21 protein-coding genes and 3 tRNA genes are annotated in these 23671 nt (G+C 65.9%); 15 read left to right on the top strand and 9 right to left on the bottom strand.

Translation table 11 applies throughout. From position 1 onward, the window contains the following. Window positions 1–180: 180 nt before the first annotated feature. Window positions 181–960 carry an NAD kinase gene (locus tag D4Q52_RS19495; RefSeq protein ID WP_119858234.1) on the bottom strand — a complete coding sequence of 260 codons (780 nt, stop codon included), beginning with the start codon at window positions 958–960 and terminating at the stop codon, window positions 181–183. A 214-nt stretch (window positions 961–1174) separates the two neighbouring features. Further along, the gene (locus D4Q52_RS19490) at window positions 1175–1702 is read right to left on the bottom strand and encodes a tetratricopeptide repeat protein (RefSeq protein WP_119858233.1); all 528 of its coding nucleotides are present in this window, start codon (window positions 1700–1702) and stop codon (window positions 1175–1177) included. Between the two features lie 360 nt (window positions 1703–2062). Between D4Q52_RS19490 and D4Q52_RS19485 the strand changes: the two genes are divergently transcribed. The 6 genes from D4Q52_RS19485 to D4Q52_RS19460 all read left to right on the top strand — a co-directional run bounded on the left by D4Q52_RS19485 (window position 2063) and on the right by D4Q52_RS19460 (window position 5576). Next, window positions 2063–2455, top strand: a complete 393-nt coding sequence (locus D4Q52_RS19485; protein WP_119858232.1) for a hypothetical protein — start codon at window positions 2063–2065, stop codon at window positions 2453–2455. A gap of 168 nt (window positions 2456–2623) precedes the next feature. Further along, entirely contained in the window at window positions 2624–3337 is a 714-nt protein-coding gene (locus tag D4Q52_RS19480; RefSeq protein WP_119858231.1) for an outer membrane protein, read from the top strand. Between the two features lie 412 nt (window positions 3338–3749). Then, window positions 3750–3863 (top strand): sodium:solute symporter, encoded by a 114-nt coding sequence (locus tag D4Q52_RS19475; RefSeq protein WP_119858230.1) that lies wholly within the window; start codon window positions 3750–3752, stop codon window positions 3861–3863. 416 nt (window positions 3864–4279) lie between these two features. After that, window positions 4280–4354 (top strand) — tRNA-Thr (locus D4Q52_RS19470). Window positions 4355–4513: 159 nt separating this feature from the next. Further along, window positions 4514–5008, top strand: coding sequence for a hypothetical protein (locus D4Q52_RS19465; RefSeq protein WP_425328500.1), 495 nt, complete (start codon window positions 4514–4516; stop codon window positions 5006–5008). A gap of 46 nt (window positions 5009–5054) precedes the next feature. Next, window positions 5055–5576: a hypothetical protein gene (locus D4Q52_RS19460; RefSeq protein WP_119858228.1), complete on the top strand. Its 522-nt coding sequence runs from the start codon at window positions 5055–5057 to the stop codon at window positions 5574–5576. A gap of 66 nt (window positions 5577–5642) precedes the next feature. Here D4Q52_RS19460 and rlmB read toward each other — a convergent pair whose 3' ends face one another. After that, the gene (gene rlmB / locus D4Q52_RS19455; protein WP_119858227.1) at window positions 5643–6461 is read right to left on the bottom strand and encodes a 23S rRNA (guanosine(2251)-2'-O)-methyltransferase RlmB; all 819 of its coding nucleotides are present in this window, start codon (window positions 6459–6461) and stop codon (window positions 5643–5645) included. 199 nt (window positions 6462–6660) lie between these two features. Here rlmB and D4Q52_RS19450 point away from each other — a divergent pair. From D4Q52_RS19450 to D4Q52_RS19430, 5 genes are all read left to right on the top strand, one after another. After that, a tRNA-Tyr gene (locus D4Q52_RS19450) sits at window positions 6661–6746 on the top strand. A 100-nt stretch (window positions 6747–6846) separates the two neighbouring features. Continuing rightward, a complete protein-coding gene (locus D4Q52_RS19445) occupies window positions 6847–7281 on the top strand; it encodes a MarR family winged helix-turn-helix transcriptional regulator (protein ID WP_119858226.1) in 435 nt (144 codons plus the stop codon). Between the two features lie 68 nt (window positions 7282–7349). Then, window positions 7350–7856 (top strand): (2Fe-2S)-binding protein, encoded by a 507-nt coding sequence (locus tag D4Q52_RS19440; RefSeq protein ID WP_119858251.1) that lies wholly within the window; start codon window positions 7350–7352, stop codon window positions 7854–7856. Then, window positions 7853–8839 carry an FAD binding domain-containing protein gene (locus D4Q52_RS19435; RefSeq protein WP_119858225.1) on the top strand — a complete coding sequence of 329 codons (987 nt, stop codon included), beginning with the start codon at window positions 7853–7855 and terminating at the stop codon, window positions 8837–8839. Before D4Q52_RS19440 ends, D4Q52_RS19435 begins: the two co-directional genes overlap by 4 nt. 41 nt (window positions 8840–8880) lie before the next feature. Continuing rightward, a complete protein-coding gene (locus D4Q52_RS19430) occupies window positions 8881–11148 on the top strand; it encodes a xanthine dehydrogenase family protein molybdopterin-binding subunit (RefSeq protein WP_210210155.1) in 2268 nt (755 codons plus the stop codon). Between the two features lie 19 nt (window positions 11149–11167). Here the strand turns inward: D4Q52_RS19430 and D4Q52_RS19425 are convergent, their stop codons facing one another. Beyond that, a complete protein-coding gene (locus tag D4Q52_RS19425; protein ID WP_119858223.1) occupies window positions 11168–11842 on the bottom strand; it encodes a site-2 protease family protein in 675 nt (224 codons plus the stop codon). Between the two features lie 241 nt (window positions 11843–12083). Between D4Q52_RS19425 and D4Q52_RS19420 the strand changes: the two genes are divergently transcribed. The 3 genes from D4Q52_RS19420 to D4Q52_RS19410 all read left to right on the top strand — a co-directional run bounded on the left by D4Q52_RS19420 (window position 12084) and on the right by D4Q52_RS19410 (window position 15693). Next, window positions 12084–13253, top strand: coding sequence for a S1C family serine protease (locus D4Q52_RS19420; protein WP_119858222.1), 1170 nt, complete (start codon window positions 12084–12086; stop codon window positions 13251–13253). Window positions 13254–13361: 108 nt separating this feature from the next. Then, a complete protein-coding gene (locus tag D4Q52_RS19415) occupies window positions 13362–15371 on the top strand; it encodes a methyl-accepting chemotaxis protein (RefSeq protein ID WP_182915368.1) in 2010 nt (669 codons plus the stop codon). A 109-nt stretch (window positions 15372–15480) separates the two neighbouring features. Further along, window positions 15481–15693: a hypothetical protein gene (locus D4Q52_RS19410; RefSeq protein ID WP_119858221.1), complete on the top strand. Its 213-nt coding sequence runs from the start codon at window positions 15481–15483 to the stop codon at window positions 15691–15693. A 356-nt stretch (window positions 15694–16049) separates the two neighbouring features. Here D4Q52_RS19410 and D4Q52_RS19405 read toward each other — a convergent pair whose 3' ends face one another. The 5 genes from D4Q52_RS19405 to D4Q52_RS19385 all read right to left on the bottom strand — a co-directional run bounded on the left by D4Q52_RS19405 (window position 16050) and on the right by D4Q52_RS19385 (window position 20821). Next, the gene (locus tag D4Q52_RS19405; RefSeq protein ID WP_119858220.1) at window positions 16050–16901 is read right to left on the bottom strand and encodes a transglutaminase-like domain-containing protein; all 852 of its coding nucleotides are present in this window, start codon (window positions 16899–16901) and stop codon (window positions 16050–16052) included. Window positions 16902–17013: 112 nt separating this feature from the next. Continuing rightward, window positions 17014–19218, bottom strand: coding sequence for a glycogen debranching protein GlgX (gene glgX, locus D4Q52_RS19400; RefSeq protein ID WP_119858219.1), 2205 nt, complete (start codon window positions 19216–19218; stop codon window positions 17014–17016). A 243-nt stretch (window positions 19219–19461) separates the two neighbouring features. Next, entirely contained in the window at window positions 19462–20034 is a 573-nt protein-coding gene (locus D4Q52_RS19395; protein ID WP_119858218.1) for a DUF4142 domain-containing protein, read from the bottom strand. Window positions 20035–20046: 12 nt separating this feature from the next. Continuing rightward, window positions 20047–20556, bottom strand: a complete 510-nt coding sequence (locus D4Q52_RS19390) for a ferritin-like domain-containing protein (protein ID WP_119858217.1) — start codon at window positions 20554–20556, stop codon at window positions 20047–20049. Window positions 20557–20747: 191 nt separating this feature from the next. Further along, window positions 20748–20821, bottom strand: a tRNA-Gly gene (locus D4Q52_RS19385). Window positions 20822–21309: 488 nt separating this feature from the next. Here D4Q52_RS19385 and D4Q52_RS19380 point away from each other — a divergent pair. Beyond that, entirely contained in the window at window positions 21310–23670 is a 2361-nt protein-coding gene (locus D4Q52_RS19380; RefSeq protein ID WP_119858216.1) for a PAS domain-containing sensor histidine kinase, read from the top strand. Window position 23671 lies beyond the last annotated feature (1 nt).

The following is a 23671-nucleotide window of genomic DNA, read 5'->3' as shown; positions in this document are numbered from 1 at the left end:
GGATTGTCCGATTGGCTGTGGCGCGTGCGACACGCGCCCAATGATCGGCGGTGTCGGCGTGTGCGCCGACGCCATCGTGAGGGCGTACAAAAAAGGATCGTAGCCACTGTACCGCCGCAACGCACCACGTCGCCGGCTGTCGTGGCTGCCTCCGGTTTGCCTCACCGTTTCCGCACGCATTCACGTCCCAAACTGTTCGCTCAAAATCCGCTCCTCGAGGCTGTGCCCGGGGTCGAACAGCATGCGCATCGCGATGGTCTTGTCGGAGATTACTTCGACGCGGCGGACGTCGCGGGCTTCGTCGTGGTCGGCGACGGCGGCGACCGGGCGCTTGTCGACTTCGAGCACTTCGATCACCACGAAGGCGTTGTCGGGGAGGAGCGCGCCGCGCCAGCGCCGCGGCCGGAACGCCGAGATCGGGGTCAGCGCAAGTAACTGCGCGTTGATCGGCAGGATCGGGCCCTGCGCCGACAGATTGTAGGCGGTCGAGCCGGCGGGAGTGGCGACCAGGATGCCGTCGGCGACCAGTTCGTGCATGCGCTCGCGCTCGTCGATGATGATGCGCAGCCGCGCCGCCTGATGGCTCTGGCGAAACAGCGAGACTTCGTTGATGGCGTGGTGGATGTGGACTTCGCCGTAGATGTCGGTGGCGCGCATCAACAGCGGATGGATCACGGTCTCGCGCGCCGCGGCGAGGCGGCGATGCAGATCGTGGGTCGAGTATTCGTTCATGAGGAAGCCGACCGTGCCGCGGTGCATGCCGTAGATCGGCCTGCCGCTGCGCATCTGCTGATGCAGCGTCTGCAGCATCAGGCCGTCGCCGCCGAGCGCGACGACGACGTCGGCCTCGTGCGGATCGATATTGCCGTACAGCGACGTCAGCTGCGCCAGCGCGGTCTGAGCTTCAACGCTCGTGCTCGCGACGAAGGCGATGCGGTCGTGCCGCGGGGCAGGGGTCATGGTGCAACTCGGGGCGGGCTCGGCGCAGGCTCTGGCTCGAAACGCCGCGAGCGCGCGGGTTTCATCGCCGTCGTCTATACGAGGTTTGCGCGATTTGTCGAGCCGCCGGGGCAAGCGATGGAACTGCGAGCGGCGACGCGGCGGCCGATGGTGAGGCCGCCGCGCGTGTGGCGATAAATAGCCGCGTGCCGCGCGGGCGCTGTCAGGGACGCTGTCAGTACGACGCGCCGGCGCCGCCGATCGCCGCGGCGAGCGAGGTGTATTCCTCGCAGCTGGTGTTGCCGCAGAGCTGGGCGATGCGCGCCAGATGAACCTGCGCGCGCTCGCGATTGCCCTGCTCGACCTGCCACAGGCCGTAATACTGCCAGGTCTTGGTGTGGTTCGGATCGGCCGTCAGCGCGCGCTCGTACCAGGCCTGCGCCAGCTTGTAGTCGCCGAGCTTGCGATACGAATAGCCGATCAGCGTCGCCACCGAGGCGTTGTCGTCGTGGCCGAGCGCCTTGAGCTGATCGATCGCGCGGGCGTAGTCGGCGCGGTCGTAGATGCTGGCATAGGCGGCGCGGTAGCCGTCCTGGAAGCGCTGCTCCGAGCGCCTGTCCTTCTTCTTCGAGCCGCTCGAATTGCCGTCCGACGACGGCGGCGGCGATGGATTGGAATCCGGCGCCGCGAGCGCGGGCGTCACGGCCGGCGGCGCGATCAGCGCAGCCGAGAGCAGGGCAGCAGCAAGCAGTCGTCCGGTCATCCTTGTCCTCCACTGATCGAGCCGATCGCCGCGCGATGGCTCACCACCACAACCCCGCATGCCGGCGTTCATTCCCGGCACCGGCTGGATCTCGGTCCGTTGCAGCCCACGCCGGCATGGCGCCCGGCGCGAACTGGCTTGCCGTCGATACGTCCGCGCCCGCGCCGTGGTTTCAGGCCGGCATGGGTCAAACGGCCGCGCCCAGCTTCGCCAGCCCGCCGACGCTTTGCAACCGGCTTCGGCAGCGCGGGCAGTCCGTCCGGATCAAGTCCGCGTCAGCCGCCATCCGCGGGCCGGGTTTGATAAAGCGGACGAAGCAGCTATTGCTGCTGCGTCATTGTCCGATCCGACGAGCCGCCCGTGCCTGTCCTTGCCCGCTTCGCCTTCGCGTTGATCGCCGCCGCGGCGCTCTGCGGCTGCGTCACCAGCGACGACGCGGGACCGCCGGACGGCGGCGACGCGGTGCAGCCGTTTCCGGCGAATTATCGCAGCGAGATCCCGGCGTTTCTCCGTAGCTACCTCAACAATCCGGTCGGGCTGCGCGACGCCGCCATGGCCGAGCCGGTGCAGCGCCAGGTCGCCGGTCGGGTGCGATTCGTCTCCTGCGTGCGCTTCATCCAGGGCGGCCGGCCGCAGGAACTGGCGATCGTGCACGTCAACGGCCGGCTCGACCGCGTCGCCGGCACCGCGGCCGAGCTCTGCGCCGGCGCGGTTTACGCGCCGTTTCCCGAGCTGGAAAAATTGTCGCGGTAACGCGGACCAAATCCTCATTGGCCGCGACTAATAGGAATCAACGGCGGTTCCAATCTGTTGCGCCGCTGTCACAGTCCGGCTTGAAGCTTGCTGCAGCGCCGCCGCCGGGCAACCAAACTGACGCCATCATGTTTTGAGCACATCGGACGACATCGAACGAGGGACACGATGAAGAAGATTTTGCTCAGCGCCGCCGCGATCTGCGCGCTCACCGCACCCGCTGTCGCTGCCGATCTCGGTCCGCGCACCTACACCAAGGCGCCGCCGGCCTATACGGCGCCGGAAGTGGTCTACAACTGGACCGGCTTCTATATCGGCGGCAATGTCGGCGGCGCGTTCGCCGGAAGTAACAACATTCAGAGCGACGCCGGTCGGTTCATGGGCGGCGTGCAGGGCGGCTTCGACTATCAGTTCGCACCGAACTGGGTGATGGGCGTCGAGGCGCAGTACAGCTGGATGGCGTCGAACAACACCGGCGTGATCTTCCCGGGCGGCAGCACCGCGACCGAGAACACCCGCGGGCTCGGCTCGGTCACCGGCCGGCTCGGCTACACCTGGGGTCCGGCGCTGGTTTACGCCAAGGGCGGTTACGCGTTCCGCGACTCGACGCTCGGCGTGAATACGGCGGGCGGCATCCAGTCGCCGTACACCATTTCGGGCAACCGCAACGACGGCTACACGATCGGCGCCGGCCTCGAATACATGTTCGCGCCGAGCTGGTCCGCCAAGGTCGAGTATCAGTACTACAAGTTCGGCGACACCAACTTCACCGGCGGCCCGGCCGACGTGGCCGGCACCTCGTTCCGCAACGACGACCACACCGTCAAGGCCGGCATCAACTATCGGTTCGGCTGGGGCGGCCCGGCGGTCGCGAAGTACTGAAACCGCGACATTCACCGCCACGGAAGGCCGGCCATCGCGCCGGCCTTTTTGTTTGACCGGGGCGCGGCGCGCTGCGGGAATCGAAGGTTAACAAGCCTTAAACGTCCGGAAAAATATCGGTCGGGACTCCGGAACCAGAATCGCCCGATGGTTCCGGCATGACGACGATCTCGAAAACCCTGCTGCAAGGGGTCCCGGTCGGCCTGACGCTGGCGCTGCTGCTGGCCTGCACGGTCAATGTCGCGGTGCTGGCGCGCTGGCTGTAGCCCGCGATTGACCGGCATCAAAGCAGCCCGCCGCCATTAGGGCGAGGATCGGCAGGTTTCGCGTCCGCCGTTCGTGCGCCCGAACTCATACGGTGCCCCGTCAGGTGCATATACAATGGCGGCGCCATCGCGCAGAGGAGCGTCCGATGGCCAACGTCGATCTACTCGTCATCGCCGCCGCCGCGCTGTCGACGGTGGTGATCTGGCTCGGCGTCGTGGTCCAGGGCCGCATCGCGGCCGCCCTGGCATCGCGGCACTAGACCGGGCCGCGACTGCAGGACTGCGGGAGCCTGAGCTGAAAGCCCGGCGACCGCCGGCGCCATCCTCCCCGCGGCCAGTCGCCACGCGCCTGCGAGCGGATGGCCCGCGTGCTGTCGCTCAGGATCGGCTCAGCCCAGCAGCATCCACGCCGCCACGCCCAGCAGCGGGATCACCGCGACGGCGATCATCAACAGCGGAGCGGGCTCGTTGCCCTTGCGGCTCGGGTCGTCGAATTTGTCGTTGCTCATGATGGAAAAAGCCGATCATAGCCGACCGGTTCCTAAAAAGCGTGGGCTTTCGCCGATGCTGATGGCGACCGCGCTGCGAGGCGAACGACGGGTCCGGCGTGAACTTGCCGCTCCTGGTCTTGTCGCCAGCGGCACACGCTGCTAGCTGTTTCCGCGCAATAGGCCTTGCCGGCGTAGCACAGCGGTAGTGCAGCGGTTTTGTAAACCGAAGGTCGGGAGTTCGATCCTCTCCGCCGGCACCACGCCTTCTCCAGGGACTACGGCCCATCCGCGTTAACGATTCGCTGGTCACGCCGAGCGATCGGACCCGGATTCCGGGCTGTGCGTTAGGCTTACCGGCGCTTCGCTGCTGCGCCTTAACCCATCCGGCAAGCTTTTCACCTACGCTCGAGGCCATGGCGATGAACCTTCTGATCCCGCGCGCCGCGCAGGCGATGCTGCTTTTGACGCTGACCGCGGCGCCTGTGCCGGCGCTGGCCGACAGCGGCGGCTTCGCCGTGGTGATTCCGGGCCGCCCGGGCGTACCGATCATCATCAACGGCCGCGACGTGTCCTACACGGTGGTCGAGGGCGATTGGGGTCTGGAGCGCGGCGTGCATCGGCAGCCGACGTTTTACGGCAGCCGGCCGGTCCGCCTGCCGCAGGTCGGCCCGTATTATCCGAGTTCGAACCGGCTGCCCGGTTACGGTCGGCTGGAGATCGAACCGCCGGCGAACCGGGCGCTGCCGAAGCCGGCCGAGCGTGTCCATCAGTCCTGGGAGGTCGAGTCGCGGCCGCCGCAGCCTGCGCCGGCCCAGGTGCCGATGGATCCGCCACAGGTGATTGTCGCGCCGCCGATTGACGAAGGTGGCGGACGGCTACGGCCAGAGCCCAATTTCCGCGGCCCGCGCGGCTGACTTCGGGTCGATCTCAACCAAGAAACGTGCACTCAGGAGAGTAAACATGCGTCAGATGATTTCGGGATTGATGGCCGCGATGGCCGTCGTAGCCGTCAGCGCCGCGCCGGCGTCCGCCTGCGGCGGGCTGCTGACGGGCGGCTGTACGCCGTGCGGCGCGGTCGGCGCCTGCGGTTCGGCCGCTTACCTGCCGTATGATTACGGTTACGGCGCCGGCTACGGCGTCACGGCGTTCGAGCGGCTGCCCGATCCGACGCGCTACTACTACGTCAACCAGGGACCGACCTATTCGGGCCCAGGCAATTTCGCGCCTGTGGCGACCTATGACGATCGCCCGGTGTCGGTGTGGCGCACCGGCTCGGCCTACACCGGCGGTGTCTATGCCGACGCGATGACGCACCACTATGCGGGCGCCCCGATGAGCGGGCCGGTGGTCTACAGCTATGGCCGTCACCACGTCCGCCATCACCATCGCGCCGGGATGTATCGCGCGGCGTCGTATCGCGGCCACTACGGCGCGCCGCGCCATCACGGTCCGCGCGGGCCGGTGCTGCGCCGAAACTACTGATCGCCTGATTACAGCGACGAGCGCCCGTCCGCAGCGATGCGGGCGGGCGTTTGCTGTCGGGCTCGCTCAGCGCATCAGGCCGAGCCGGCTGGCGCCAATATACAGCGCCAGCGCCGCGGCGTTGGAGACGTTGAGGCTCTTGATCTCGCCCGGCATATCGAGCCGCGCCACCACGCTGCAGGTCTCGCGCGTCAGCTGGCGCAGACCCTTGCCCTCGGCGCCGAGCACCAGCGCCAGCGGCGCGTGCAGCTCCACGGCGGCGAGATCGGCGCTGCCTTCGCTGTCGAGGCCGACAGTGAGGAAGCCGCGCTTGTTGAGCTCGGTCAGCGCGCGGGCGAGGTTCTGCACCAGCACCAGCGGCACCAGCTCCAGCGCGCCCGAAGCCGACTTCGCCAGCACCCCGGTGGCCTCCGGGCTGTGCCGCGCGGTGGTGACGATCGCCTTGACGGCGAACGCCGCCGCCGAGCGCAGGATCGCGCCGACATTGTGCGGATCGGTGATCTGGTCCAGCACCAGCACGATGCCGTCGGAGGGCAGGGCGTCGATCGACGGCCCATCCAGCGGATCGGCCTCCGCCAACATGCCCTGATGCACCGCGTCCGGACCAAGCCGATGGTCGATGTCACCAGGCCGGACGATCTCGGTCGGTGCCTTGGTGACGATGCCCTCGTCGGCGAGTTTTCGCGCGGCGTTTTCGGTCAAGAGCAGCTTGCGGATCCGGCGTTTCGGGTTCGCCAGCGCCGCCGTGACGGTGTGCCAGCCATACAGGATCGCAATGCCGTCGGGCTCGCGCTCGCGCGGGCCGCGGCGATCGAATCGGGGCGGGCCGCCGCGCGGGCGGTCGTCGCGGCGCTGAAAGCGGGGATTTCGGTCTTTCGAACTCATCGGCCGCTTGTAAGATGGCCCCGCCGCCAAGGCAATTTCCCCATCAGGCTTGTTGCGTAGAGAAATTGTCATGGGATTGGTTGACTTGGCCCCCCTGCATCGCCCATAACCGCGCCGCGTTGCAGGCCCGCCCGCGGGCTCGCTGCGGCTGTCCGGTTCCGGTTTTGCCTGCCACAGGCGTTCGGCCGGCGGCACGGGCGGGGGAGTGTCCCGAGTGGCAAAGGGAGCTGACTGTAAATCAGCCGCCTCATGGCTTCGCAGGTTCGAGTCCTGCCTCCCCCACCATCCTGATCCTGCTATCTATCGCTAGCCCGACCGCACCCTGGATCGTTCAAGCTTCGCGCCGGTTGCTTGCGGCAGCGTGCCGAAATGGATTGCTCCGCGCATGACCGAGCCCACCGCCGAACAGGTCGAGCAGCTGACCCGCGCCTTTGAGCGGTTCACCCGTCGTTTCAAGGTCGCCGAAGCCGCCGCGGCTGCCGACAATGCGCTGAACGTGCTTGACGCCGAGACCCTGGTGTTCATCGGCGATCATCCCGGCTGCGGCGTCAGCGATGTCGCACGCTTTCTCAACGTCGCGCTGACGACCATGTCGTCGGCGGTCGATCGGCTGGTCAAGAAGACGCTGGTGGAGCGGCAGCGCCTCGAGGCCAATCGCCGCGCGGTGGCGCTGACGGCGACGCCTGCGGGGCTGCAGGTGATCGAGACCCACGCGGCAGGCTATCGCAACGCCTGCCGGATGATGCTGCGCTCGCTCGACCCGCAGGAGCGCAACGAGCTGATCCGGCTAAGCGAAAAAATCGCAGATAACGAAACTTGAACAGTACGATCTTCGTATTATTTTGATGTCCCCGAGGCTTCGTGGCGAAGCCGCAATACGGAGGCGTCATGTCGATCGTGATCAACGGAATGGGATTCCCTGCACCGGACGACCCACGGATCTCGCTGCTCGATCTGCTGCGAGAGCGGATCGGCCTGACCGGCACCAAGCTCGGCTGCAACCAGGGAGCCTGCGGCGCCTGCACGGTGATGATCGACGGCCGGCGGGTGCTGTCCTGCCTCACATTGGCGGTCCAGGCTGACGGCTGCGAGATCCGGACGATCGAAGGATTGGCGCCCGCGGACGGGCTGCATCCGTTGCAGCAGGCCTTCATCGACCATGACGGCTTTCAGTGCGGCTATTGCACGCCGGGGCAGCTCTGCTCGGCGATCGCCATGGCCGACGAGCTTGCGCGCGGCGAGCCGAGCTACGTCACCGCCGATCTGTCGGCCGGCCCGGACGGCGATCTCCGCCACGAGATCCGCGAGCGGATGAGCGGCAATCTGTGCCGCTGCGGCGCGCATAACGGCATCGTCGACGCGATCGAGCAATTCGTGCGCGGAGAAGCCGCATGAGGTCGTTCGAGTATCAGCGCGCCGTCAGCGTCCGGGACGCGGTCGCGATGGCCGGCGCCAGCCAGGGCCGTTATCTCGGCGGCGGCACCAATCTGGTCGATCTGATGCGGCAGAGCGTCGAGGCGCCGCACGCGCTGGTCGACGTGTCGGGGCTTTCCGCCACGATCGATGAAACGGATGACGGCGGCCTGCTGATCGGTGCGGCCGCCCGCAACAGCGACGTCGCGGCGCATCCAGTGGTGCGTGCGCGCTATCCGATGCTGGCGCGTGCTTTGCTGGCCGGCGCTTCGGCACAGATCCGCAACATGGCCACCGTCGGCGGCAACATTCTGCAGCGGACGCGCTGCGCGTACTTCTACGATGCGTCCGGTTCGCGATGTAACAAGCGCGAACCGGGAGCTGGCTGCGACGCGATCGACGGCCTCAATCGCAGCCATGCTGTTCTCGGCGCCTCGGATCACTGCGTCGCGACGCATCCCTCGGACATGTGCGTGGCGCTCGCTGCGCTCGATGCCACCGTGCATCTCACCGGGCCTGGCGGCGCGCGCAGCGTTGCGCTGGTCGACTTCCATCGCTTGCCCGGCACCGACCCGCAGCTCGAGACCATGCTGCGGCCCGGCGAACTGATCACCGCCGTCGAACTCGCATCCGGCGCGGCGGCGCAGAACTCCGCCTACCGCAAAGTTCGGGACCGCTCGAGCTACGCGTTTGCGTTGGTGTCGGTGGCGGCGGGGCTCGAATTGGTGGATGGCCGCATCGCCGACGTGCGTATCGCACTCGGCGGTGTCGCCGCCAAGCCGTGGCGAGCAATCGGCGCCGAGGCGGTGCTGCGCGGACAAGCTCCAGGCCAGGAGCTGTTTCTGATGGCCGCAGAGGTCGAGATGGCCGGTGCGGCGGCGCTGTCCGGCAACGCCTTCAAGATCGACCTCGCCAAACGAACCATCGCCGCCGTGCTCGGCGAACTGAGCGGAGATCGTGCATGAGCAAGCTGCAGAACGTTATCGTCGGCGGGGTTCGCGCCGCCATGGGCTACGTTCCCGCCAATTGGCTGCCCGGCGCCACGCCGGATCCGCTGATCGATCGGCGGGTGACGCTGGGGACTCAGCAGTCGCGCCTCGATGGTCCCGAAAAGGTGCGGGGCGCGGCGCGGTTTGCGGCCGAGGTGCCGATGCCGGGGCTGCTTTATGCCGCCTGCGTGCATTCGACGATCGCCCGCGGCCGCATCGCCGAACTCGATATCGCGGCCGCCGAAACCGCGCCCGGCGTCGCGCTGGTGATGACTCACCGCAACGCGCCGAAGCTCGCGGTCGTGCCGCCGGTCGGCCTGACCAACCTCAAGGCCGCCGGCAACAACATTCTGCCGGTCATGCAAGATCCCGAGATCCGCTGGAACGGCCAGGTCGTCGCCGTGGTGCTGGCCGAGACGCAGGAGGAGGCCGACCACGCGGCGACACTGGTCGTCGTTCGCTATGACGCGGCTGCAGCGCGGACGCGGTTCGAGCAGGCGAAGGCCGACGCGCAGACGCCGGATTCGTTGATGATCGAACGCAATCGGCTGAAGCGGGGCGACGCGCTCGCCGCGCTGCAGACCGCGGACTATCAGGTCGACGCGGTCTATCGCACGCCGTGGCACAATCACAATCCGATCGAACCCAACGCCGCAACGATCCGCTGGGACGGCGACCGGCTGATCGTGCACGACGCGACCCAGATGCTGTACGGCACCGCCGGCTCGCTCGCCAAGGTGTTTGGCATCAAGGACTCCCAGGTCCATGTCAGTTCGCCGTTCGTCGGCGGCGGTTTTGGCGGCAAGGCGCTGTGGGATCACCAGATCCTTGGTGCCGCCGCGGCCCGGCTGGCGGGCCGTCCCGTCCGCATCGCGTTGTCGCGCGCCGCGATGCATCGGCTGATCGGCGGCCGCTCGCCGACCGAACAGCGCGTCGCGCTCGCCGCCGACGCCGGCGGCAAGCTCACGGCGCTGTTGCACCACGGCTACTCGGTGAAGCAGCCGCACAGCGCCTGCGACGAAGCCTTCACGCTGTCGGGCCGCTCGCTCTATGCCGCCGAAAGCCTCGACATCGTCCAGCACACGGTCGATCTCGACGTGCTGGCGAACACCTATATGCGGGCGCCCGGCGAGGCGGTCGGGACTTTCGCGATCGAAAGCGCGATTGACGAACTGGCCTATCAAATGGGGATGGATCCCATCGAACTGCGCCGCCGCAACGTCGCCGATCGCGATCCGGTGAGCGGCGCGCCGCATTCGCAGAGCGACCTGATGCTGGCCTATCAACTCGGCGCCGAGCGGTTCGGCTGGCAGCGCCGCGTCGCCACGCCGCGATCCGTCAAGCGCGGCGAATGGCTGGTCGGGATGGGCTGCGCCACCGGGTCGTTCCCCTATGTCAGGATGCCGGGCATGTCGGCCCGCATCACCATCGATCGCGACGGCCGCGCCAACGTGGCGAGCGCCGCCCAGGAGATGGGGATGGGCACCACGACGGTGCAGCGCCAGCACGCAGCGGACCGTCTTGGGCTGCCGCTGGACAGCGTGATCGTGACGATCGGTGATACCAGCCTGCCGTTCGCCAGCATGGCGGGCGGGTCGTCGCAGACCGCCTCGCTCGGCGCTGCGATCAACGCCGCCAGCGTCAAGCTCGCGGGCGAATTGCTGCGGCTTGCCGGCAACGATACGCCGCTGGCCGGACTACGCGCCGGCGAGGTCGAGTACGCCGATGCCGGCCTGCGCAAGATCGACGAACCATCACGGCACGAGAGCTTCGCCTCGATCCTGCAGCGCGCCGGACGCAGCGATATCAGCGCGATCGGCGAAAGCGGCGCGCCGCTGGAAATGCTGAAGTTCTCGATGCACAGCCGGTCGGCGGTGTTTTGCGAGCTGCGCGTCAGCGAGGTCACGGGTGAAGTTCGGGTCGATCGCCTCGTCGGCAGTTTCGACTGCGGCCGCATCCTCAATCCCAAGACCGCGGCCAGCCAGTTTCGCGGCGGCATGATCATGGGGCTTGGCATGGCGCTGACCGAAGAGACGCTGCTTGACGAACGCAATGGGCGGATCATGAGCGCCTCGATGGCGTCCTATCATGTCCCGGTGCATCTCGACGTGCCGGACATCGACGTGCTGTGGACCGATATCCCGGATCCGCGAACCCCGATGGGCGCGCGCGGCATCGGCGAGATCGGCATCACCGGCGTTGCGGCTGCTGTCGCCAATGCAGTGTTCAACGCCACCGGCAAGCGGCTGCGCGATCTGCCGCTGACACCGGATAAGCTGCTGTAACTCCCGCAGCCTCGCGCGCTCACGCGTTCCCGGTGAGCCGCAAAATGGCTTCGACGACGTAGCGGCTCGACTGCGCGATCCATTGGGTCGCGCCGCCGAGGCCGGCGAGCGGCATCAGGAATACCAAGCCGATCAGCACCAGCATGCCGTAGGGTTCGAGCCGCGCCAGCGGCCGGCCCAGCACGCGCGGCAGCAAGCCGACGGCGATGCGGCCACCATCGAGCGGCGGGATCGGGATCATGTTGAAGATCGCCAGCACGACGTTGACCAGCAGCGCGTTGGCGAGGTTGCGAACCAGCCATTCGCCGGTCGCGCCGGAGACTTCGCCGAACAGCCTCAGCACCAAGGCGGCGGCGAGCGCCAGCACGATGTTGATTGCAGGACCCGCAGCCGCCACCAGCACCATGTCGCGGCGCGGATTGCGCAGCCCGCGGAAATTCACCGGCACCGGCTTGGCGTAGCCGAACAGAAACGGCGATTGCATCGCCAGCAGCAACAGCGGCAGCAACACGGTGCCGAACGGATCGATATGCTTGAGCGGGTTCAGCGTGACGCGGCCCAGCATCCAGGCGGTGTCGTCGCCGCACATCCGCGCCGCATAAGCATGCGCGGCTTCGTGGAAGGTGATGGCGATGAGCAGCGGCAACGCCCACACCGAAATCACCAGCATCATGGTCGAGAAGGGATCTGACATCGATAGCCTGTTTGGCAGACGGATTGCTGCGCTGGTGCCGGATATAGAACCAGCGGCGTGCGGGTGCCACTCGGCGACGGTCGTGCGGGCGCTTTATGGCTGCGAATTCATGTTGTGGTCCTGCGTGAGGTGGGGGCGGGAGCAGCAATGTTGCGCAGGATTAACGCGGCAGCCGTTGTGAAAAGCGGCCGGCTTCGCCATTTTTTGGGCGTGACGCCAAGTTGCAAGGATCGCCTGACCGATGTCGCCCTCCGTTCCGCCCAGCCAGCCTTCACCCGATCCGCAAGCGCGCCGCGCTCGCCGCACCGATCTGTTGCTGCGGATCGCGGTGATCTGGCTGCTGCTGCTGGCGACGGCCTGGGTGGCGCAGCCTTATCTGGCGTCGCTGTGGTTCTCGGTATCCGAGCCGCGGACGGTCACGGCTCGCGGCGAACTGGCGCCGGCGGAAACCTCGACGATCGAGCTGTTCAAGCGGGTGTCGCCGTCGGTGGTCCACGTCTATGCCCAGTCGCGGCGGCGGCCGTCGCCGTCGTTCGAGCAGCAGGATCCGCAGGGCGGCGTGCAGTCCGGCTCCGGCGTGATCTGGGACGCGGCCGGCCACGTCATCACCAATAATCACGTCATCCAGGGCGCCAGCGCACTCGGAGCGCGGCTGTCGTCGGGCGAGTTCGTTACCGCGCGCGTGGTCGGTACCGCACCGAACTACGATCTTGCCGTGCTGCAGCTCGAGCGGCCACGCACCGCGCTGCGTCCGATCGCGATCGGCTCGTCGTCGGACCTGCAGGTCGGGCAGGCCGCGTTTGCGATCGGCAACCCCTATGGGCTGGAGCAGACGCTGACCACCGGCATCGTCAGCGCGCTGCAGCGGCGGCTGCCGACCGCGGCGGCGCATGAGGTCAGCGGCGTGATCCAGACCGACGCGGCGATCAACCCGGGCAATTCCGGCGGACCGCTGCTCGACAGCGCCGGCCGGCTGATTGGCCTGAACACCGCGATCATCTCCGGCTCCGGCGCCTCGGCCGGCATCGGCTTCGCCATTCCGGTCGACTCCGTCAACCGCGTCGTGACTGCATTGATCCGCACCGGAACGGTGCCGGTGCCAGGGATCGGCGTCATCGCGGCCGACGAGACCGAGGCAGCCCGGCTCGGTATCGATGGCGTCGTGGTGGTCCGGACCCTGCCGGACTCGCCGGCGGCCCGCGCCGGTCTGGTCGGCGCCAGCGAGACCGGGGCGGTCGAGGACGTCATCATCGGCGCCAATGGTCAGGAGGTGCACAGCATGTCGGACCTCGCGGCGACGCTGGAGAACGTCGGCATCGGCAATGAGGTCAAGCTCCAGGTGATGCGCGATGGCCGGGCCCGGACCGTGACGGTTCAGGTCACGGATATCTCCCGTCTGCAGCGCAGATAACCGTGCGACAGCCCGAGCCTTTGGTCGCCCGGTATTACTACGTAGCCTGGTATTAACCGGCTCTGAGGATCCTCACGGCTACACACGAGGCAGAACAGGAGCCTCGCTGTGTCGAAACTGAACCGCATTGGGAATAAGCTCGGGCTAGCCGGCCTGATCGGCATCTTGCTGGCCGCCGGCATGGTCACCAATCAATTCATGACCGAAACTCGGGTCAACGAGGCGACGGGCGTGGCGGATCGCGAGGCGGTGGTTTCCGAGAGCGCGCTGATCGCCGAATCCGAGATGCGTAACATGCAGCTCGCGGTGCGTGGCGTGCGGCTGGCGCGGTCGCTCAAGGAGTTCGAGCAACGCCGCAGCGAGTTCAACGTCGCCCGCCTGGCACAGGCCAGGCTGCTGGACACGGCGATTGCGACCGCGACCGGGGCCGACAGAGACAAGTTCATCGAGATCAAGAAGATGACGACCGACTACGCGGTCGGCGCCGAGCAGCAGGCCGAGCAGCAGCTCAGGGTTCTCGACCTCAACGCCAAGCGCATCGGCATCGCGGCCGATTGGGACGCCAAGGTCGCTGCGCTGGAGGGCGTACTCGGCGGTCAGGCGGCGCTGGCTCCGCTGCGGGAGGCGGACGGCGATTTCGACGGCGTCCGCGCCATCGGCTGGCAGTATTTCGTCGTCGAGGACAAGGACCAGAAAGCCAAGGTCGAGCGCAAGGTTGCCGCTGTCACCGACGGCTTGCGCCGGGCCGGCGAGCAGGCGCCGGACGGGAGAAGCCGGACTGCCGTTCGTGACCTCGAAGGCGTGCTGAAGAGCTATCTGACGACGACCTCGGACGCGTTCGCCGCCGATGCGCTGAAGAACAGCATCAGCCGCGATCAGACGATCCCGATCGCCAACAAAGCCGCGACGCTGTTGCGCGGCGCTGTCGAGAAGGCGCAGCAGTCCGCCCAGCAAGCCAAGGCCAAGGCTGCTGCGGAAATCGCCTGGTCCGGCAGGATGGCGCTGGCGTTTGGCGCGACTATCATCCTGGTGCTGATCGGCTCCGCGCTGTTCTCGTTCCTCGGCGTGGCGCGTCCGCTGACCCGGCTGAACGGCGCGCTCGGGCAGATCGCCGATGGCAAGCTCGACGTCGAGATCGTCGGTGCCGAGCGCGGCGACGAAATCGGCGACATCGGCAAGACCGTCGGCATCATCCAGCGCAACGCCGAGCGCAAGGCGCGCGAGGAGGCCGAGGCGAACATCGTGCGCGATCGCGAGCTCGCAGCGCGGCGCAAGCAGGACATGCTGCGCATCGCCGCCGATTTCGAGAGTGCGATCGGCGAGATCGTCGACACCGTGTCGTCGGCGTCGGAAGAACTCGAGGCCTCCGCCACTTCGCTGACCTCGACGGCCGAACGCTCCCAGTCGCTCGCCACCGTCGTGGCGTCGGCGTCCGAAGAAGCCTCCACTAATGTTCAGTCGGTGGCATCCGCGACCGAGGAGATGAGTTCGTCGGTCAACGAGATCAGCAGGCAGGTGCAGGAGTCCGCGCGCATCGCCCATGAGGCCGTCGAGCAGGCCCGCCGCACCAATGATCGCGTCGAAGACCTCGCCCAGGCCGCGGCGCGGATCGGCGACGTCGTCGAACTGATCAACACCATCGCCGGCCAGACCAACCTGCTGGCGCTCAACGCCACGATCGAGGCGGCCCGCGCCGGCGAGGCCGGCCGCGGCTTCGCGGTGGTCGCCGCGGAGGTCAAGGGCCTGGCGGAGCAGACCGCCAAGGCGACCGGCGAGATCAGCCAGCAGATCGGCGGCATTCAGAGCGCGACCGATCAGTCGGTGGTGGCGATCAGGCAGATCGGCGAGACCATCGGCCGGATGTCGGAGATCTCCTCGACCATCGCAGCCGCGGTGGAAGAGCAGGGCGCCGCCACGCAGGAGATTTCCCGCAACGTGCAGCATGCCGCGCAAGGCACCCAGCAGGTATCGGCGAACATCACCGACGTGCAGCGCGGCGCCACCGAGACCGGTGCGGCGTCGTCGCAGGTGTTGCACGCGGCGAAGTCGCTGTCCGGCGACAGCGGCCGCCTGAAGCTGGAGGTCGAGAAATTCCTCGGCACCGTACGGGCGGCGTAGCGCTGGGGCCGGAATGGATGGACGGTGCAGCCGCCGGCAAGTCCCGCGGCCGAGCGCCGACAGGAACCATCGCCCGCGGCCTTCATTAACGGTGAAAACGGAGGCGCAGATGGGCAAGGCCTATTACGATATCGTGGGCACCGACGACAGCTGGGGCGTGCGCCACGACAACGACCCGGTCGGCGACTACGCCAGTAAGGAAGCGGCCTTCGAAGCCGCCGTGCTGGCCGCCACCAACGCCATCAAGTTCGGCCACGAAGTCCGGATTACCGTGCCGGGCAGCGACAGCTCGGAGACGGCGCTGGGCGTGGTGACGAATTAAAGCTGCCGTCACCCACCGCAAACTCGGCTTCTCCGTCCGTGACAGACGCCGAGCCTCTCCGTCATTGCGAGGAGCGAAGCGACGAAGCAATCCAGAAGCCCCGTGCACTGGGTCTAGATTGCTTCGCTGCGCTCGCGATGCGGGTGCAATAGGCGCGGCGTTTGTTTCGATAGAGACCCATCAGTTCGTCATGGCCGGGCTTGTCCCGGCCATCCACGCCTTTGCTGCATTTCGGTCCGAAAGGCGTGGATGCCCGGCACGAGGCCGGGCATGACGGGGAGAGGCAGCGTTACTTCAGCTCATAATCAAGGAGGGCCGCGACCACCCAAGCCCTAGCGGTCAGTAGCATCAGAGTTTCAAGCCACCTTCTGCAAAGGGGGCTGCAACTGTTCCTCCGACTGCTCGGTGACCTCGTAGGTCGTCACTTCGAACTTCACCAGCTGCGCGGTGCCGAACGAGGTCGAGATGGCCACGTCGGCGGCGTCGCGGCCGCGAGCCATGACGATGCGACCGATCCGCGGATGGTTGTGGCGTGCGTCGAACGTGTACCAGCGGCCGTCGAGATAGACCTCGAACCACGCCGAGAAATCCATCGGCGCCGGATCGATCGGTACGCCGATGTCGCCAAGGTAGCCGGTGCAGTAGCGCGCCGGAATGTTCATGCAGCGACACAGCGTCACCGCCAGATGCGCGAAGTCACGACACACGCCGATCCGCTCCGCATGACCTTCGGCCGCGGTGCGATCGTTGCGGGCGTAGTGATAGCCGAATTCGATTTGATTGTGGGTGTAGTCGACGATCGCCTGCACGCGCTCCCAGCCCGACGTGATGCCGCCGAACATCGACCAGGCGAGGTTGGACAGTTTGTCGGTGTCGCAATAGCGGCTGCCGAGAAGATAGACGAGCACGTCGTCCGGCAGCTCCGCCACGGGCAACTGCCGGGCACCAGGAGCCGCTTCGTCGGGCAGGCCGGAGTCCGCGATCAGGAAATTGTTGCTGATCTCGATCTGCCCGGCCGGCGCGACGATCCGCGTGCAGGTATTGCCGAACATGTCGATGAAGTCACGCGCCGGAACGTCCGGTGAGAACTTGATCCGATGCTCGCCGATGACATCCTGCATCCGCTCCGGACGAACGCTGAGCAGCAGGTTCATCGGAGTGTCCTGGAAGCATTGGAAGATGATGTTGTAGCCCGCTCGAATTTTCACCCGCAATCTCCAATTTGACCGTCATTGAATTTGTCGAGCTTCAATGACGCGGCGTTCAGTCGGTTCCGCAATAACCGGCTGAACGCCTGCGCAAATTTGCGGCAGTGCAGAACTAATCGAGGAGTTCGAACAACAGCACGGAACGCGCCGTCACCTGGTAGACGCTGCCGCAGTCGAAGATTTCTCCCGGCTTTCCGTCGGCAGTGTTGGTGTCGATCAGCAGCGACCATTTCGAGCCGTGAGGAACTTCCGGCAGCGTGAACTCGACCAAGCCGTCGAAGCTGTTGGTGATCAGAAGCACCGTCTGATCCTCGCCCTTGCGCCGGATGCCGGTTTTCTGGGCGCGGCCGTCCAGTAGCATGCCGAAGCATTTGACGTTGCCGTCGTCCCAATGCTCCTGCTGCATCGGGCCGCCATTGGCGTTGATCCACGTGACGTCGCGGACGTCCAGTTTCTCGTCATGCTGACCGGTCAGGAACCGGCTCCGCCGCAGCATCGGATAGTCGCGGCGCAGCTCCATAAGCCGCCGGCTGAAGGCGAGCAGATCCTTCGCGGCGTCGTCGTGGTCCCAATGCACCCAGGAGATCTCGTTGTCCTGGCAATACGCGTTGTTGTTGCCCTGCTGCGTACGGCCGAATTCGTCGCCCGCCAACAGCATGGGCGTGCCTTGTGCCAGCAGCAGGGTGGCCAGCATGTTGCGCTTTTGGCGCTCGCGCAGTGTGCGGATCTCCTCGTCGTCGGTCGGACCCTCGGCGCCGCAGTTCCAGGAGCGGTTGTCGGAGTGACCGTCCTTGCCGTCTTCGCCGTTGGCGAGGTTGTGCTTCTCGTTGTAGCTCGCCCAGTCGTTGAGGGTGAAGCCGTCATGCGCGGTGATGAAGTTGACGCTGGTCCACGCGCGGCGACCCTGGCGATTGAACACGTCGCCGGAGCCGGCGAGCCGTGGCGCCAATGCGGCAGCCGAGGCCTCGCTGCGCCAATAGTCGCGCACGGTGTCACGGAACTTGTCGTTCCATTCCGCCCAGCCGGGCGGGAAGCCGCCGACCTGATAGCCGCCCGGGCCGCAATCCCACGGCTCGGCGATCAGCTTCACCTGACTGAGTAGCGGGTCCTGCATGACCGCCTTAAGGAACCCGCTCTGCTCGTCGAAGCCATGGGTCTCACGTGCCAGAATAGTGCCGAGATCGAAGCGGAAGCCGTCGATATGCATCTCGCCGGCCCAGTAGCGCAGGCTGTCCGTGACCATCTGGATCACGCGCGGATGCGACAGGTTGACGGTGTTGCCGGTGCCGGTGTCGTTAATGTAGTAGCGCTTCTGATCCGGCAGCAGGCGATAGTAGCTGGCGTTGTCGATGCCCTTGAACGACAGCGTCGGGCCGAGCTCGTTACCCTCGGCGGTGTGGTTGTAGACCACGTCGAGGATCACAGCGAGGCCGGAATCGTGCAGCTTCGACACCATCTCCTTGAATTCGCGCAGCGAGTTGGGCACGTCGGCCGCGTAGCGCGGATCCGGCGCGAAGAAGCCGATGGTGTTGTAGCCCCAGTAATTGACCAGGTCCTTCTCGAGCAGGTAGCTGTCGTTGACGAAGGTATGGATCGGCAGCAGTTCGACCGCCGTGATGCCGAGCGACGCAATGTAGTCGACCACGGCCTGTGAGCCGAAACCCGCATAGGTCCCGCGCAGATTCTCCGGCACGCCCGGGTGCAGCTTGGTGAAGCCCTTGACGTGAGTCTCGTAAACAACGGTCTGATCCCACGGCACAAATTTGCGGCCGGGCTCACCGCGCCAGTCGAAGTCCGGATCGACTACGACGCATTTCGGCACGAAGCGGGCGCTGTCGCGCTCGTCGAAGGTGGTGTCGTCGCCGCTTTCCATCTGGTACCCAAACACCGCTGGGTCCCATTTCAGCTCGCCCGCATGGGCGCGCGCGTAGGGATCGAGCAACAGCTTGTTCGGGTTGAAGCGGTGGCCGTTCTCGGGCTCGTAGGGGCCGTGCACGCGATAGCCGTAGAAGGTGCCGGGGCCAACATCCGGGATGTAGCCGTGGAAGACTTCGTCGGTATATTCGGGCAGCTCGATGCGGCGTTCGGTGTCACCGTCGAACAGGCACACCTCGACCTTGGTGGCGTTGGCGGAGAACAGCGCGAAGTTGGTGCCTTCGCCGTCCCAGCAGGCACCGAGCGGGAAGGGCAGGCCCTCGCGCACCGTGCTGTTGTCCGTCACGACGTGATAGCCGGGCTCCGGCTTCGGCTTGGGTTCGGCCTGAGGCGGCGCTGCGGTGGTCGACGGCGGCGGGTCGAGCGTATCGGTATCGGTCATCACGGGTCCTTCCGGGTTGGCGCGCAGGCGCAATTGCGAAGCTCGGCCAGAGGCCCAACCCCGATTGAACTCGATCGGTTTGGTATCATTGACGAAATCCCCCACCTGCTGACGCGATAATGCCGCATTTTGCATTCGGTTCCTGCCCGTTTCGGTGCAGCGAGCGCGGTGCCCAAAAGAAAGGCCCGGACGCGGGTGCGTCCGGGCCGAGGCTGGCGGGAGGAGGCTGGGCGGGACGAGGCTTTACTTGCTCGACTTGTTGGACTGCGAAGTCGTGTTCGAGCGCTGCTTGTCGAGGTTCTGCGCCATCTCGAGATGGTGCTTCAACGCAGGCAGGGTCTGGCCGGCCCAGTTCTTCAGCTCGGCATTTTCGCCGCCGCGGGAATAGCGATCGAACAGCGACACCGCGTCCTTATGGGCGGAAACCTGCTGCTCCACATAGGTTTCGCTGAAGTCGGCGCCGCTCGCATTGGTCAGCTTGTCGAGCTTGCTGCGATGCGCGTCGTCGAGCTGGGTCGGCACTTCGGCCTTCACCTTGCCCGACGAGATCAGCGACTTCAGCTCAGTGCTCGTCTTGGTGTGGTCCGCCACCATCTGCTTGGCGAAGGTCTTGGTGGCGGCGTCGCCCTTCTGCTCGGCGAGCTTGCTCGACTGGATCTCGAACATGTCGCTGATCGCCGCCTGCTTGATGAAGTCCGCGGTGGTCGGCGCGACGCCGAGTACGGAATTAACGCCGGTCTTTTCGCCGACCGACTGGGCCAGAACGGGCGATGCCATCAGCAGGCAGCAGCCCAGCGCGATCATGGTACGTTTCATGGCAGTTATCCTTTAGCTTGCGGCCTTGCGATTGACGCCCTTCCGGAGCGCCACGGTGTTGAGCTTCGTGTTGGCCGCCTTCTCTTCGTTCAGGTTTGTGGTGAGGAAGCGGACGATGTCGTCGTGGCCCAGTTCCTCGGCCCACGCGATCAGCGTGCCGTAGCGGGCGATCTCGTAGTGCTCGACCGCCTGCGCGTTGGCGACGATCGCGGCGTCGAGCACCGTCTTGTCGGCGATCTCGCTGGCGGTTTCGTTGGCTTCCTTGATCAGCCCGTCGATTGCCGGGCAGTCGATGCCGGACGGCTTCTCGCCGAGCTTTTTGAACACCTGATCGAGCCGCTCGATCTGCTTTTCGGTCTCTTCGAGATGCGCCTTGAGCCCGGCCGCCAAGTCCCGATTGGTGGCCTGCTTGATCATGGTCGGCAGCGCCTTGGTGATCTGCTGTTCGGCATAATAGATGTCGCGGAGCCCATGCAGCAGCATGTCCTCCATGGTCTGAATATCCTTGCTGAAAAAGCCCATCGTCGCCTCCGCTGGTAGGGTAGTTCCCCCACAACCGAAGCGCGCGCGAACAGTTCCAAAAACGGGGACGGCGGGATTATCTGTGCGAGGGCGGTCGGCGGCGACGTGAGGGCGTTCCCGGCCGATCCAACGGATCAACGAACCGTGCACCTAAAGCGGAAAAATTTAAAAAGAATCAATCAGATGCGGGCTGGAGCGGGTGAAGGGAATCGAACCCTCGTATTCAGCTTGGAAGGCTGCTGCTCTACCATTGAGCTACACCCGCGTCGGGCGTTGCCTAACACGGCGACGAGCGCGCCTCAACACCCTCCGGTGCCGCCCGTGGGGATAGCGGCGGGCGGGTGACCCGCCCCTGCATCCACAAGACCGGGATGTGCCCGCCCGCCCGCCGGGGGTTACGCGGCGTCGAGCTTCGATCCCATTGTGAGCATGATGGGCGGCCCGGCAGAGAGGCTCGAAATCTTGGGAAGCTGCTTCGAGGAGAGCCGACGAGGCACTCGATGTCTGCATTGCCGGCAACCCATACCTCGGTATGAGGTCGTTACCAGCGCGTGCAAAGTAAGGCAGTGCTACGTTGCACGGAGGCCCGCGCGATCATCACATTGTCTCGTCGTGCATCGTGCTGCCCGCCTCGCAACAGCGACCAACTTCTGAAGCTAGCTTTAGAAAGCGAAGCTGCGGTGCATCAGTCATTTTATTGAAGCGTCACCACGAAAGCGCCCATGCGGTTCAACCCGGAAAGAGCTTGAGGGCATGGCTGAGCGTTTCCACAAATCAGTGCCTTTGGTCCTGGCGGCATTGCTCGCGGCCTTCGTGTTTTGGATCGACAGCCAACCGAAGTTCGATCTCTCAATCTCGATCCTTTATCTGCTCGTCCTGGTGCTGGTTTCCGCCGCGGGCAGCACGACTCTGGTTGTGCGTGGCGCCCAGGTCTGCGTGGCCTTGACGGTCGTCGCGTTGGCGTTTGTTCATATCGATGATCTGTCGCCTGCGAGCCTATTACGATGCCTGTTCGCCTGTGTGGCGATCGGCGTCACTGCAGCACTGCTGGTCAGCCGCAAGCGGCTCGAGGCGACCAAGCGGGATCTCGAACGCAGCCGGTCCGAGGTGGAGCTGTTTGCGAATTCCGTGCCCTACGTGTTGTGGCACTCCAACCCTCGCGGTGAGATCGTATATCTGAACGAAAGCTGGACGGCGGTCACCGGCCTCGACCGATGGTCCGTCCTTGAAGGGCAGCGATACAACGATGTCGTGCACCCCGACGACATCCCGATCCTCAACGAGACGGTTTCGGCCGCTGTGGCCAATCGCACCCAGACCGATCTGAAGGTACGCATTCGCCAGGCAAACGGCTCGTATCGTTGGATGCAGATCTACGACAATCCGGTCCTGTCGCCCCTGACCGGTCAGGTCGACCGCTACGGGGGACTTTCCGACGTTCACAACGAGGTCCTCGCCAAGGAGGAACTGCAGCGCGTGCGCAACGAGCTGGAAATCAGCAGGGCAGAGTTGGCGTACTTCACCGATTCGGTTCCGCAAATTCTGTGGCGCGCCGACGCCGAGGCGAATATCGACTTCTACAATCGTCGATATACGGAAATCACCGGCCGGGATTTTCGCGAGACGATTCGCCGGCAGGACTATATCGACGACTATCATCCGGATGATCGCGACGACTTCCTGCGCCTGCAGCGCGAAGCTTTCTCCGCACGCAGGGAACTGAGGGCGAATTTTCGACTACGCCACGCCGACGGCAGTTATCGTTGGATTTCGCTCGTCGGCCGTCCGGTCCGGGTGACGGAAGGCTCGGAAGACGTTCGCTACTACGGCGGCATCTCGGACATTCACGAGGAGGTGACGGCTCACCAGAAGGTTCGCGAGCTCAACGAAACGCTCGAGCAACGCGTCGCCGAGCGCACCGCCGAACTGATGCGCACCGAGCGTCGCTACGCCGGCCTGTTCGACATCAGCAACATGACCTTCGCGGAGATGGACTTCAACGCCGCCGAGACAATCCTCGACCATCTCAAGGCGAGCGGCGTGGCCGATCTGCGGTCTTATATGGCTGCGCATCCCGATGAACTGTCTCGCACCCTGAACGCAATCCAAACCACCCGGGTCAACGAAGCGCTGGCACGGCTGCTGGGGTACGACAGCGTCGCCGATCTGGTGGCGCTTCCGCCTGCGCAGATCGCGGACGATGGACGCGAGATCTTGCTGCGGCAGCTCGTGATGTACTACGACGGCGTGGATCATATCGACGGCCGGACCGTTTTGATCGGCAAGGGCGGCCGCCGGGTGCCGGTGTACTTCACGGTGATCCGGCTGCCGGACGGGCTGCATCTGTCCAGCCACGTCGATCTTTCGGACCAGGAGCGCATCGAGGGAATGCGGCGGGCCGCGCAGGCGGAACTTGCACGCGCCAACCGCGTCGCAACCGTCGGCGCCTTCTCGGCATCGATCGCCCACGAACTCAATCAGCCGATCGCCTCGATGCTGATGGATGCCCAGACCGGGCTGCGGCTGCTTTCCCGCGAACAGACGGACATCGCGATGCTCCATCGCATTCTGCAGCGCGTCGAGCGGACGGCGCAGCGCGTCGCCGGGATCGTCCAGCGGACCCGCGACAACATCGTCGCCGGACGGCGCGCGGTAAGAGCCATCGATCTATGTCGACTGCTGTTCGAAACGCGCGACTTGCTGGCGCACGATCTGAGGCGGGCGAATGTCGAACTTGAGATCGTCTGCAGCGACGCGCCGCTACAGGTCAGCGGCGATCCGATCGAACTGCAGCAGGTCTTCGTCAATCTGGTGAACAATGCCGCCGATGCAATGCGGGAGCAGCCGGGACTACGCCGCGTCACGATCGAGATCGACGCCGACGACGAGCTGATACGGGTTCGGGTGGCCGATACCGGACCGGGCATTCCCGAGCAGCACGTCGACAGGCTGTTCGAGCCGTTCTTCACGACCAAGGCCAACGGGATCGGGATGGGCCTGCAGATCTGCCGCTCGGCCGTAGAGTCGATGGGAGGACAATTCTCGGTGACGAACCAGCCGGCCGGAGGCGCGGTGTTCTCCTTCGATCTTCCGCTTGCTCAGGAGCCTGGCTGAC

Source organism: Rhodopseudomonas palustris, from assembly GCF_003591005.1.
GTDB classification, from domain to species: Bacteria; Pseudomonadota; Alphaproteobacteria; order Rhizobiales; family Xanthobacteraceae; genus Rhodopseudomonas; species Rhodopseudomonas palustris_K.
This window is presented reverse-complemented; position numbering and strand designations above follow the sequence as displayed.